12 protein-coding genes are annotated in these 12,203 nt (G+C 72.6%); 10 read left to right on the top strand and 2 right to left on the bottom strand.

What is annotated here, in order from left to right; translation table 11 throughout:
• The 3 genes from AB0F03_RS28745 to AB0F03_RS28755 all read left to right on the top strand — a co-directional run bounded on the left by AB0F03_RS28745 (position 1) and on the right by AB0F03_RS28755 (position 3,041).
• Positions 1-645, top strand: a complete 645-nt coding sequence (locus AB0F03_RS28745; RefSeq protein ID WP_361997023.1) for a PadR family transcriptional regulator — start codon at positions 1-3, stop codon at positions 643-645.
• Positions 646-2,052: 1,407 nt separating this feature from the next.
• A complete protein-coding gene (locus tag AB0F03_RS28750) occupies positions 2,053-2,343 on the top strand; it encodes a hypothetical protein (protein ID WP_361997025.1) in 291 nt (96 codons plus the stop codon).
• A gap of 176 nt (positions 2,344-2,519) precedes the next feature.
• A complete protein-coding gene (locus tag AB0F03_RS28755) occupies positions 2,520-3,041 on the top strand; it encodes a phosphatase PAP2 family protein (RefSeq protein WP_361997027.1) in 522 nt (173 codons plus the stop codon).
• A gap of 80 nt (positions 3,042-3,121) precedes the next feature.
• On the opposite strand, the gene AB0F03_RS28760 is transcribed toward AB0F03_RS28755, so the two are convergent.
• Positions 3,122-3,418, bottom strand: a complete 297-nt coding sequence (locus AB0F03_RS28760; RefSeq protein WP_361997029.1) for a helix-turn-helix domain-containing protein — start codon at positions 3,416-3,418, stop codon at positions 3,122-3,124.
• A gap of 71 nt (positions 3,419-3,489) precedes the next feature.
• Between AB0F03_RS28760 and AB0F03_RS28765 the strand changes: the two genes are divergently transcribed.
• The 5 genes from AB0F03_RS28765 (at position 3,490) to AB0F03_RS28785 (ending at position 7,333) form a co-directional block, all read left to right on the top strand.
• Positions 3,490-3,879 carry a VOC family protein gene (locus AB0F03_RS28765; RefSeq protein WP_361997031.1) on the top strand — a complete coding sequence of 130 codons (390 nt, stop codon included), beginning with the start codon at positions 3,490-3,492 and terminating at the stop codon, positions 3,877-3,879.
• Between the two features lie 201 nt (positions 3,880-4,080).
• Complete coding sequence (locus AB0F03_RS28770) at positions 4,081-5,304, top strand: 2-isopropylmalate synthase (RefSeq protein ID WP_361997033.1); 1,224 nt, start codon at positions 4,081-4,083, stop codon at positions 5,302-5,304.
• On the top strand, positions 5,301-6,050 hold the full coding sequence (locus tag AB0F03_RS28775) for a hypothetical protein (RefSeq protein WP_361997035.1): 750 nt from the start codon (positions 5,301-5,303) through the stop codon (positions 6,048-6,050). The genes AB0F03_RS28770 and AB0F03_RS28775 overlap by 4 nt, the downstream gene beginning before the upstream one ends.
• A gap of 332 nt (positions 6,051-6,382) precedes the next feature.
• On the top strand, positions 6,383-7,075 hold the full coding sequence (locus AB0F03_RS28780) for a TNT domain-containing protein (RefSeq protein WP_361997037.1): 693 nt from the start codon (positions 6,383-6,385) through the stop codon (positions 7,073-7,075).
• A 12-nt stretch (positions 7,076-7,087) separates the two neighbouring features.
• Positions 7,088-7,333: a hypothetical protein gene (locus tag AB0F03_RS28785; RefSeq protein WP_361997039.1), complete on the top strand. Its 246-nt coding sequence runs from the start codon at positions 7,088-7,090 to the stop codon at positions 7,331-7,333.
• Positions 7,334-7,371: 38 nt separating this feature from the next.
• On the opposite strand, the gene AB0F03_RS28790 is transcribed toward AB0F03_RS28785, so the two are convergent.
• The gene (locus tag AB0F03_RS28790) at positions 7,372-9,024 is read right to left on the bottom strand and encodes an allantoin permease (protein WP_361997041.1); all 1,653 of its coding nucleotides are present in this window, start codon (positions 9,022-9,024) and stop codon (positions 7,372-7,374) included.
• Between the two features lie 572 nt (positions 9,025-9,596).
• Here AB0F03_RS28790 and AB0F03_RS28795 point away from each other — a divergent pair.
• Positions 9,597-10,982 carry a bifunctional o-acetylhomoserine/o-acetylserine sulfhydrylase gene (locus tag AB0F03_RS28795; RefSeq protein WP_361997043.1) on the top strand — a complete coding sequence of 462 codons (1,386 nt, stop codon included), beginning with the start codon at positions 9,597-9,599 and terminating at the stop codon, positions 10,980-10,982.
• Complete coding sequence (locus tag AB0F03_RS28800) at positions 10,979-12,124, top strand: homoserine O-acetyltransferase (protein ID WP_361997133.1); 1,146 nt, start codon at positions 10,979-10,981, stop codon at positions 12,122-12,124. Before AB0F03_RS28795 ends, AB0F03_RS28800 begins: the two co-directional genes overlap by 4 nt.
• Positions 12,125-12,203 lie beyond the last annotated feature (79 nt).

The following is a 12,203-nucleotide window of genomic DNA, read 5'->3' on the forward strand; positions in this document are numbered from 1 at the left end:
ATGAGTGACAGCCGCCGATTCGCCTACGGTGAGGTCCGGTTCCACCTGCTCGACGAGCTGGCCCGGCGCCCGCGGCACGGTTACGAGCTGCTCACCGCGCTGAGCGAGAAGTTCGGTGGTGCCTACCGGCCCTCTCCCGGCACCGTGTATCCGAGGCTGCGCCGGCTCGAGGCCGAGGGACTCGTCCGTCACGAGCTGGTCCGGGGCCGGAAGGTCTACCACCTCACCGACGCGGGCCGACAGGAACTGGAGCAGGCCCGGGCCGGCACCGACTCCGGTCCCCGCCCGGGGGCGAGCGATCACGACACGGCAGAGGCGTCGGCGACAGCCGCGGGCGGCCTCAGCGAGTCCATCCGGAAGGACGTCGAGGCGATCGTGCGGGACTTCCGTGAGCAGTTCCAGGCGGCGACGGGTCGTCCCACCGACACTTCCGACGATCAGAACTGGTTCACCTGGGCCGGCTGGGCCTCCCCCGGTGCACAGCCGACCGGCCGGGAACGTCTGCGGCAGCGGCTGGGCGAGGTCACCGCAGCGGCCCAGGACCTGCTCGCGGAGGAATCCGTGCCGGATGACATCCTGCGGCAGGCAGCACGTCTGCTCGCCGAGACGGCCGACGCGCTGCGCGCCCTTCCGCCCCAGGACTGACCGGGCCCGGGTCCATCGTCGGGATCAGGAGCCCGAAGGAGCCCGAGAAGGTGCCTTGGCGACCGGGCACCCGGCCGGGCCCGAGGCGGTCCGAACAGTAAGAACACCTGGCCTGCGACGGGCCGGTGCCCCGCATCGGACCGGGGCGGCCCCAGGCCCGTACCGCTCACCTACGGGGAGAGGAAGGTGATCTTCAGGTGGCCGGTGGTCGGCCAGGGGGACGGTCCAGGCCCGTGCTGCGGCAACAACTGCGGGTGAATTCGGCGTCGTTGCCCTGGACCGGCTGCGCAACGACATGTCCGCGGCCACGATCCCGGCCGAACCCGAGGGAAGTGCTACCCGCCGGAACCGACCACATCGGCGGTGCAGTTGAGCCGCTCACCTCATGGCTTTGGGCGCGGGACCGGTCCCCTGTCCTGCCTGCCGGTCACCCCCGGACGCCGCCGCCACGCCGGTCCTGGCCTGCCTGGCCCGGCGCGCCTGCGGCGGCGGACCACTGGCGGCCAGCGACAGGATCGTGTTCACCATCGAGGCCACGGAGGCGAGGGCCGTATCGAGGCACTCGTTCCGGAGGTTCTCCCCGCACCGGGCGGCGCCCGCGCCGGGCCGCTCTCCGGCCGCGGGCTGCGGCAGATCGTCCCGGGCCCGGCCGACCTCTACGGCCCGGCCCCGGCCGCGGTACGCGCGGCGCGACGGCACCTCGTACCCCCCGTCGTTCCGCCCACCTGAACCGGTCTTCCGTGTCAGCGGTTCCACCATGCCTCCGCAGTGCCGAAGTTCGCCTGTACACAGAGTTCAACGGATGGCTGGGAACCTTCTGGAGCATCGGTCGCCGCTCGGTCATCGGCAGCGACGACCGCCGCCCCTGACCGGCAATCGGTGCCACCGCCGAAGCTGATGGGCCGGACGAATGCGGCCCTCCGCAGGGTCGTGTGGGGCACGCCGCCGCTCGGCGGCGCCCTGGGCGGGGTACGGCCCGCGCTCTGGCCGGCGCTCATCGGTTTCCGGGCGGCCGGCTGGTGCGTGCTCTTCTCCTCGCTGCGCCACATGCGCGATGCCCCCGCCCCCACCCGCTTGCCCGTGCCGGTGTCCGTCATCGACGAGCCGCGCGGTGAACGGTGTCATCGACGAGCCGCGCGGCGAGACGACCATGCCGGATACGCACCGGCTCGCTTTGCACGGTTGCGGAAACGTAAGCATCTTCGGGGTCGCGGCGTCCGGCGCGGTGCCGGGCGGCCGGAACGGCGGCCGGCTGCCCCATCGCATCCGATTTCCCTGGTTCCGGTGTGCGAGGAGAACGAGTGGGTAGGTGGGCCGACCGGATGCTTCCGCCCGTCACCGCAAGGGCTCACATCACGCGATGTTTCCGATCGCGACCCAGAGTGGCGGGCCAGCAAGGAGGAGATCATGAAGTTGACGCGACGGATCGCGGTCGCAGGTGCTTGTGCCGCGCTCGCCGGAGGCGCTGTGCTGGCCGGCGGGAGCCCGGCGCTGGCGGCTGCTCCTCGGGCGGCCGGGCACCTGCCGGTCCACGGCACCACGGGACACACCTGCCATCACCACACCGCCCGCCAGGCCACCGATCCGTGGATCGCGGACCAGCTGGCCACTTTCTATCCCTCGTCCACCCAGCGGGCAGCCGTGTTCGACCCCTGGGTGAAGGACCAGCTGGCCCTGTTCCCTCCCGCCTCTCGGTAGGCCCGCCGCCTGAGCACAGGGGTGCTCCCCTGGTGACCCTGTGCGGGAGGCCGTACAGCGTGTGACGGTCGGGCAGCGTTCCGGCAGGGCGTGTCCATCCGTCCACGACATCGGTGACTGTCCGAGGCCGCACGGGATACCAGCAGGTCATGACGTTGTTTACCGCAGTGCGTGACATGGACCGCCGTTTGACCAAGCGCGTGGCCGCCTGGCAGGAACCCCACCTCCACCGGACGCTCTCGGCGGTGGAGGAAGCCGCGGAAAGCTCCAAGCTGTGGTGCGGCGCGGCCGTGGTGATGGCCTGCACCGGCGGACGGCGGGGCCGGAAGGCCGCGATGACGGGTCTGGCGGCTCTCGCCCTGGCACAGTTTCTGTCCAACGGCGTGTGCAAGCAGGTGACCGGCCGGCCCCGTCCGCCCGAGGAATGGATCCCGCACGACGAGGTCGAGGACCGGCCCGATTCCTCGTCGTTCCCGTCCGGGCACACCGCGGCCGCGGTGGCCTTCACCGCGGCGCTGATCCCCTCGTGGCCGCCGGCCGGAGCAGCGTGTGCGGTGCCGGCCGCCCTGGTCGCCGTCGAGCGGGTGCAGTCAGGCGCCCACTACCCCAGCGATGTCGCCGCCGGTGCCGCCATCGGACTCGTCAGTGCCTGGCTGGTCCGGCGCCTCCCGTGGCCGGCGGTGCGCGTGCGGCGGTGACAGGGAGGGGATGCGCTGGGCCGTCCAGGAAGGGTCGGGCGGCATCGGGTCGCCGCCGCCGGGGCCGGCAGCCGTCGTGCTCAGCGTCCGCCCTCGGCCAGGACGGCGGCCAGGAGTCCCGGGAAGCGGGCGTCGAGGTCGGCCCGGCGCAGGGTCATCAGTCGGGCCTTTCCCGCTCGGCGGGTCTGGGTGATCCCGGCCTCGCGCAGGATGCGCCAGTGATTGGACAAGGTCGATCTGGGCACCTCCACGCCGTCCGGGCTGCACGTGCTCTCGCCGGTTTCGGCCATCCGGCGGACCAGCGCGAGCCGGACCGGGTCACCCAAGGCGTGGAGTACTGCCGCCAGGTCCAGATCGGCATGTCCGTACTGTCCCACCGGTTCTCCTCGTACTCATCCGTGTACTAGCCGTAGTATGCAGATCACTTCGATGTTTCGGGAAACACGGAATGATCCAGGAGATGACCGTGCCGGTGCTCGCCACGTTCGCCCGCGTCTACGTCGACGACCTGGACGCGGCACTGCCGACCTTCGTCGAGCTCACCGGGGAGCAGCCACGGCTGCGGTTCACCTACCGCGACCTGGACCTCGCGACGGTCGGCGGCTATCTGCTTCTCGCGGGTTCGGAGGAGGCCCTCGCCCCCTACCGCGGCACCCACGCCACCACGATCGTCGAGTCCATCGACCACGTCCTGCGGATCGCCGAGCAGCACGGCGGAGAGATCCTCGACGGACCCAACGAGGTCCCCACCGGCCGCAATCTGACCGTGCGGCATCCCGGAGGCGCGACCATCGAGTACGTGCAGTTCCACGCCACCGCACGCTCTACGCTCGCGTGAGTCGGCCGGTCCGCCGCCCGGTCGGTCCAGAACCCGTACACCCGGCGGTGCCGTCCTGACCGGTGCCCAGCGATCGACTGCCACGTTCGAGTGATCCGGCCGGGTTCCGCTGACGTTCGCGGGCGGCGGAATGGAGGGTGCAGTCGTCGGTGTGGTCTCACGGCGTCGAAGGACGTCCTGGACGGACGGGTGTGGGGTTCGGTGGATGTCGTGCGGCGGTCGGCGGCGGCAGGCCGGGTGGTGGTGTGGGAGGAGTCGGCCCGTGACGGGGCGCAGGCCAAGACGCTCATGACACCCGAGTCCCGGGTACGGCTGGCCCGCGCGACGGGCCGGGTCTTCGGGGCGGACGGTCCCCGGCACGTGGTGTTCGCCGCCGGGTTCCCCGCGGTCTGCGGTGAGGAGTTCGAGGCCGTGCGCCGGGTCGCGGTGGAGGCCGAGGGCGCCGTCAGTGTCGCCGCGGTGTGCCGGGGGGCGCGGCCGGATGTGGAGCAGGCCCTCGTGTCGGTGCGGGGCAGCCGGCACGCGCGGGTGATGGTGGTGGTGCCCGCCTCCGACGCGATGGCTCACGCCATGGTTCACCGTACGGCCGCCGAGGCGTTGCAGACCGGCCTGGACCTGGTGAAACAGGCGCGCGATCAGGATGACGAGGTGGCGGTCGACGTGTGCCTGGCGGACGCCTCCCGTGCCGATGCCGCCGTCATGGCGCGCTTCGCCCGGACCGCGACGAACGCGGGCGCGGGCCTGATCGTGCTGGCCGACACCGTCGGCGCCCAGTTACCGGACGACTGCGGCCGGATGTTCACCCAGGTGCGGTCCGCGGCCGGTGCGGACGTGGTGCTCGCCTCCCACCCGCACAACGACCTCGGGCTCGCGCTGGCCAACACCCTCCAGGCGCTGTCCGCCGGAGTCCGGGTGGTCGCAAGCTCGTGGCTCGGCATCGCCGAACGGGCCGGCATGGTCGCCACCGAACAACTGCTGTTCCTCCTCGCCCGCCACCCCGACCGGTTCGTCGACGGGACCACACCCTGGTGGACGGCCCCCGACCTGACCCGCCTGCCAGGCATCGCCCGGATGGTGGCTGCCGCGACCGGGGTGCCGTTGAGCGTCACCAACCCCATCGTCGGCACCGGAGTGGGCACCATCTCCACCGGCACACCCTTCGTCCACCCCGAACTGTTCCAGCCGTTCGACCCTCACGACGTCCTGGGCATCGAGCCGCACGTGCTTCTCACCCAGCTGGCCAGCGCTCGTGTCGTCACCGCGGTCGCCGCCCGTCTCGGCCACACCCTCGACCGGGACCAGGCCCGCGCGGCGATGTCCTGGGCGAAGGCCCGTGCCTTCCGCACCGGCCGAGCCGTCATCGAGGACGCCGCGTTCGCCGCCTACCTGGACGGCCTCACCCGCACCACCCTGAGCCCCTCGTGACCGCCGCCGGCACCCCGCCGAGGCGCACACCCGTCCCGCTCGAGGACGCCCGGCGAGCCCTGCGGGACGGGGCGGCCGTCGTCCTGCCCAACCCGGCGCCGCTCACCCAGGTCGTCACCGCCTGCCGGGCCCGTGCCGTCAACGAGGCCAAGGGCCGGCCCGCCGGCCGGCCGGTCGCCCTGTGGGCCCACCACCCCGACACCCTGCGCGCCCTCGGCCACGTCTGGGAACTCGGTCCCGGCGAAGGAGCTGTGGCGCGGTGGCTGCTCGCCCATGAGCACCTCACCGTCCTGGTACGGGTGCGCGACACCGCGGCCGCTCCCGCCTGGACGGGACCTGCTCTGAAAGACGGCTGGATGCTGCTGTTCGGCGCCCGCTGGCAGCCGCTGCGGCCCCTGCTCGACGAGCACCCGGTGCTGTACGTCAGCAGCGCCAACCGCACCGGGCAGCCGCCCGCCGCCACCACGGACGAGGCCCTGGACATGTTCCCCGCCCGCGTCCCCGTCCTCGAACCGCCGGAACCGGACGGGCCGCACACGGCGGCGGCCGGGAAGGCCCGACGGGCGACGACCACCGTGCGCCTCCATTCCGGGGGCCGCCTGGAGTTGCACCGTCCCGGCGCCCAGGACCAGGGCCGCGTCCGCCCGGACGACTACCTGCCGGAACTCCGTTCGCGTTACGCGGCAGCCCTGGCGAGGAGCGGTACGGGTGAAGCGGCCACCCGGTCTCCCGCCCGCGGATCGTGAACGCGGTACGGTCGCGGACGCCGCCGGGCCCGTCACCACAGAGCACAGCCCCGCGCCGACATGCGGGAGCCGCACGGTCGTTCGCCCCTCCCAGGACACCGGCGTGACACCACCGCGCCGGGAACGTCTGTCCCGCGGATCCCCCGATCGGTGATTCGCGCCTCGACCGGGGCGGAGCGTCCTCATCCTGGTAGCGAGACCGGGCCTGACACCCCGGCGGCGCCAGCCCGGCGCTCACACCTTCACCGGACCCGCTCGCGCAGCGCGTCCGCGGCCCGTGGGCGTGAGCGAGGGCTGCGGGCCCCTCCCCCACGACCTCCGGAGTACGACACGTGACCCACCGTACGCGCGCCGCGCTGTCCGCCCTGGCGCTGGCGCTGACCGCCTCGCTCACCCCGGCCCCCGCAGCGACGGCCGCACCCGGCCACGACCGCCGCACGGCGGCCGCGGAAGCCCGTCCGGACCCCTGCACCGGCGAGTACCAGGACGACGCCCGGCTGGGTCCGAAGCACCTGCCCCGCCCCTGGGAGGCCCCGGTCGGCCCGCTGCTGAGGAACTACCGGCGCACCGGCGGCCTTTCCGCGGGGGCGTTCCTGGCCAGGTACTGGAAGGACGAGGACCCGCAGGGCCCCGCCGGGTGGAAGTACCCGCCCGACGACGGATTCGCCGAGACCAACGGACAGGTCGACAAGCACGTGGAGGTGCTGGAGCCCGGGGAGGACCTGGACCGCTTCGGCTCCGAGTACGGCTCCTACCTCGCCCCCGCCGGCGATCCCTACGCCGAGCGGGCCCTGCCTCCGCAGAACCTCGACACCCGTGACCCGAAGTATCCCTGCGACTACCACCGTTACATCGTCGAGGAGCCCTTCCCCGTCTGGCAGGGCCGCATCGCCCCCTGGTTCGGGCAGCCCGGCGGCGGCCGGCAGATCAAGCTCGACCCCGCCCTGCTCGACCCGGGTGACGGCCGGCGCCTGAACGTCGCATGGCTCCTGGACAACGGCTACCTCGCCCCCGCCGCGGCCTGAGCGCCCCCGCCGGTGAACCGCCACACCCTGGCGACCGTCCTGCGCGCCCTCGGCGTGCAGGACGGTCACTACTACCTCCAGGACGTCCATGAACCCGCCCCCCTGCCCACCGACTTCCTCTACCTGCGCCGCTCCCCCGCCGACCCCGACCGGTGGGACGTCGGCGCCTGCGAGCGCGGTGCCTGGGAGACGATCAGCCTGCACCTGCACGAGGAGGACGCCTGCACACACCTGCTGCGTCTCCTGACCGGCAACTGAGCGCCGGACCGGAGCACTTCGGTGTGGTGCCGCCCGGGTCAGCCGGCCGCGGCCGGCAGCACGTGGTCGCCGAGCTTGTCCGTGCTCAGGCACAGCGAGCAGACGAGCGCCTCGTGAGTGGCGCAGGCGGCCAGGTCCGGGCGTTCGTACGACTGGTGGCAGACGTGGCAGTCCAGGGTGACGGCGCTCGGGTTGCCGTCCGCGTCCAGCAGGGGCTCGGCGATGCCGTCGTCGGTGCGGCGGAGGTAGTAGCGGCCCCTGGTGACGACGGCCATGAGGGGGGTGAGGGCGAAGGCGAGCACCGCCGCGGCGACGGGAGAGTACGGCTGGAGCGTGTCGCCCAGCAGGTGGAAGTACATGGCGATCGACAGGCCGGAGGCGGCGACGAACGCGACGACGCCGACCGGGTTGACCGCGTAGAGCATGCCCCGGCGGAACTCCGGCCGGAGCGGGGAGAGTTTCAGCAGGTACTTGTTGACGCCGATGTCCGTCGCCACGGTGACGACCCAGGCGATGGCACAGTTCGAGTAGAAGCCCAGGATGCCGTTGAGGAAGCTGAACATGTCGGCCTCCATCAGGGCGAGCGCGAAGCCCACGTTGACCAGGACGAACACCATGCGTCCGGGGTAGTGCCCGGTGACCCGCGTGAAGGAGTTCGTCCAGGCCAGTGACCCGGAGTACGCGTTCGTCACGTTGATCTTGATCTGGCTGATGACCACCAGGACCACGGCCAGCGGCAGGACCATCCAGGAGGGCATCATCGCGTCGAAGGCGCCACGGAACTGCTGGATCGGCTCGGGCGCGGCGTCCGGACCGACCTTCGCGAGGATGTAGACGGCGAGGAAGACGCCTATGGCCTGCTTGAGAGCGCCGAGCACCACCCAGCCGGGACCGGCCATGACCACGGCGATCCACCATGTGCGCCGGTTCGCCTCGGTCCTGGGGGGCATGAAGCGCAGGTAGTCGATCTGCTCGCCGATCTGCGCGATGAGGGACAGGCACACGCCGGCGCCGAGCAGGACCGAGGCGGTGTCGACGCCGCCGTGGCCGTCCGTGCCTGCGTAGGCGAGGAAGCGGTCCACGGTGCCGGGGTCGGTGGCGATGAGGTGGACCAGTGGGCCGACCATCAGCAGCAGCCAGACCGGGGTCGTCCACACCTGGAGCTTGCTGAGCGCCTTCATGCCGTGGACGACCAGCGGGATGACCATCAGCGTGGACACCAAGTAGCCGAGCCACAGCGGCAGTCCGAGGCCGAGCCTGAGGCCCTGGGCCATGATCGAGCCTTCGAGGGCGAAGAAGATGAAGGTGAAGCTGGCGAAGATGACGCTGGTCAGGATCGAGCCGTAGTAGCCGAAGCCGGCGCCGCGGGTGATCAGGTCGAGGTCGATGTTGTAGCGGGCGCCGTAGTACGCGAGCGGGAAGCCGGTGATGAAGACGACCACGGCGGCCACGGCTATGGCCACGAGGGCGTTGCCGGTGCCGTGTGCCAGACCGATACCGGCTCCGATGGAGAAGTCGGCCATGTAGGCGATGCCGCCGAGCGCGGTCGTCGCCACGACCATCGGGGTCCAGCGGCGGTAACTGCGCGGAGCGAAGCGGAGGGTGTAGTCCTCCAGCGTCTCCCTGGCCGCCTGGTCCCCGGTGGGTCGGGTCGCGCCTGTCGCTGTCGGCCGTGACTCGGTGGTGCTCATGCAAGTGCCTCCCGATGATGCTGCTGCGGGTGCGTGGTGCGGGTACTCGGTGTGGGAGGAGCCGCCGTCGGCGTCTTCGGCGGGAGCGGGAGAGCCGGCTGACCGCCATGGGGGGTGTACGGCTGTGGTCCCACGGCCGGTCACGCTAGAGAGGGGTTGTTACCCGCCGTTCCCGCCGGTGTGAACGGGGCGTTTCCGCGGTGCGGTGCCGGCGGACGGGACCACCACGTCGTGCTGGTGCGGGCCGCGCCCATGTGGTTATCTGGCTCCATGACCGTGCTCGTGACCCGCCGCCACGTCGATTACGTGCGTGTCACCACCACGGGGTGTCCCACCGAGAGCTGACGTCCGCGCCGCAGGCCCCGATCAGCCTCCTTCTCGACGCTCCGCGCCGACCGCCGCCTCACCCGGCTCCAAGCGCCGCGCGCCTGCGGTCGGTCGGCCTCCCCTCAGTTCCGTACCCGGAGCGACCCGGGCCCCGCGTCGCCCCCTTTTCCGCACCCCGCTTTCCGCACCCCGTGCATGTCCTCTTCCGCACACCGAGCACCGCCGCACCCGCGCGAGGGAGAACCATGAGCCAGCCGATCGACTCCGTCACCGCCGGCCACACCCCCGACGACGAACCCGCCGGCCCCGACACGTCGGCGTGGTCGTTCGAGACCAAGCAGATCCACGCAGGTGCCGTGCCGGATCCGACGACCGGCGCCCGGGCCACGCCCATCTACCAGACGACGTCGTTCGTGTTCCGGGACACGCAGCACGCCGCCGACCTGTTCTCGCTGGCCGAGCCGGGCAACATCTACACCCGCATCCACAACCCCACCCAGGACGTCTTCGAGCAGCGCGTCGCCGCTCTGGAGGGCGGCGTCGCGGCCGTGGCACTGTCCTCCGGGCAGGCGGCCGAGACCCTGGCGATCCTCACGCTGGCCGGTGCCGGCGACCACGTCGTGTCCAGCACGTCGCTGTACGGCGGCACGTACAACCTGTTCCGGCACACGCTGCCGAGACTGGGCATCGAGGTCTCCTTCGTCGACGACCCGGACGACGCCGAGGCCTGGCGGGCGGCGGTCCGGCCGAACACGAAGGCGCTCTTCGCGGAGACGCTCGGCAATCCGCGCGGCAACGTGCTCGACGTGCGGGCGGTCGCGGACGTCGCCCGTGAGGCGGGCGTGCCGCTGATCGTGGACAACACCGTACCGACCCCCTATCTCCTGCGGCCCCTGGAGCACGGCGCGGACATCGTCGTCCACTCGGCGACCAAGTTCCTGGGCGGGCACGGCACGGCCGTCGCGGGTGTCGTCGTCGACGGCGGTACGTTCGACTTCGGGGCGCACGCCGACCGGTTCCCCGACTTCACCGAGCCCGACCCGAGCTACCACGGCCTCCGGTACTGGCCCGCGCTCGGCCCGGGCGCCTTCGCGATCAAACTCCGGGTCCAGCTGCTCCGCGACCTCGGGCCCGCCCTCTCGCCGCACTCCGCGTTCCTGCTGCTCCAGGGCGTAGAAACGCTCAGCCTGCGCATCGAACGGCACTCCGCGAACGCCCAGGCCCTGGCCGAATGGCTGGAGCGGCGCGACGAGGTCGCGGCCGTGCACTACCCGGGCCTGCCGTCCAACCGCTGGTACGACGCGGCGCGGCGCTACCTGCCGCGCGGCGCGGGCGCGGTGCTGTCCTTCGAGCTGCGGGACGGCGTCGAGGCCGGCAAACGGTTCGTGGACGGCGTCGAGCTGTTCAGTCACCTCGCCAACATCGGTGACGTGCGCAGCCTGATCATCCACCCGGCGTCCACCACGCACAGCCAGCTCGACGAGCGGCAGCTCGCGGCCACCGGCACCTCCCCCGGCCTGGTGCGGCTGTCGGTCGGCCTCGAGAACCTCGCCGACCTCAAGGCGGACCTGGAGGCCGGGTTCCGCGCGGCGAAGGGCGCGGCCGGGGGCGCTGCCAGGGGCGCGTCCTGAGCACCGTACTGACGCCCTCGGAGGTTCCCCTTCCGCCGGCCACCGGCGCCTGGCGGGAGGGGGACCCGCCGGGGCGTCGCCAGTGGTACGTGCGCGGGACACCCCTCGCGCTGGAGGCGGGCGGCGAACTGCCGGACGTACGGCTCGCGTTCGAGACGTGGGGACGGCTCGCACCGGACCGTTCCAACGCCGTCCTCGTGCTGCACGCGCTCACCGGCGACAGCCATGCCGCCGGCCCCGCCGAGCCCGGACATCCCACCCCCGGCTGGTGGGACGGGCTCGTCGGCCCCGGGCGCGCGCTCGACACCGACCGCTGGTTCGTCGTCGCGCCGAACGTGCTCGGCGGCTGCCAGGGCAGCACCGGGCCGTCCTCCCCACGTCCGGACGGGCGGGCCTGGGGCGGCGGCTTCCCGTTCCTGACGCAGCGCGACCAGGTCGCGGCCGAGGCCGGCCTGGCCGACGCGCTGGGCATCGACCGCTGGGCGCTGGTGGCCGGCGGCTCGATGGGCGGGATGCGGGCGCTGGAGTGGGCCGTGTCGTATCCGGAGCGGACGGACGCGCTGCTGCTGCTGGCCACGACCGCCGCGGCGAGTGCCGAGCAGATCGCCTGGGCCGGCCTCCAGCTCCACGCCATCCGCTCCGACCCGCACTGGCAGGGCGGCCACTATCACGGCACCGGTCGTGGGCCGCACGCCGGCCTGGGACTGGCCCGCCGGCTCGCCCACGTCACCTACCGCAGCGAGCCGGAACTCCAGGTCCGCTTCGGCCGTGCCGCACAGGACGCGGAGGACCCGTGGAACGGCGGCCGGTACCGGGTCGAGTCCTACCTGGACCACCACGCGGACAAGCTGGTACGCCGTTTCGACGCCGGCAGCTACGTCGTGCTGTCCGAGGCGATGAACAGCCATGACGTCGGCCGTGGTCGCGGCGGTGTGCGGGCCGCACTGCGCCGGGTGTCCGCCAGGACCGTCGTCGCCGCGATCGATACCGACCGTCTCTATCCGCCGTCGCAGCAGGCGGAGCTGGCGGCGGGAATCACCGGCGCGGACCGGCTCCGGGTGGTCGGATCCCCGTACGGTCACGACGGTTTCCTCATCGAGGCGGAGCAGGTCGCCGCGCTGGTGGGCGAACTCGTACCGTAGGCCTCGCCTGCCGGCCGGGCGGGGTGGGGCGCCCGTGTCGGGGGGCGCGGATGCGCTCGGCGCGGAGGTGGGAGCGGCC

Source organism: Streptomyces sp. NPDC028722 (assembly GCF_040637655.1).
In the GTDB taxonomy this organism is placed as follows: Bacteria; Actinomycetota; Actinomycetes; order Streptomycetales; family Streptomycetaceae; genus Streptomyces.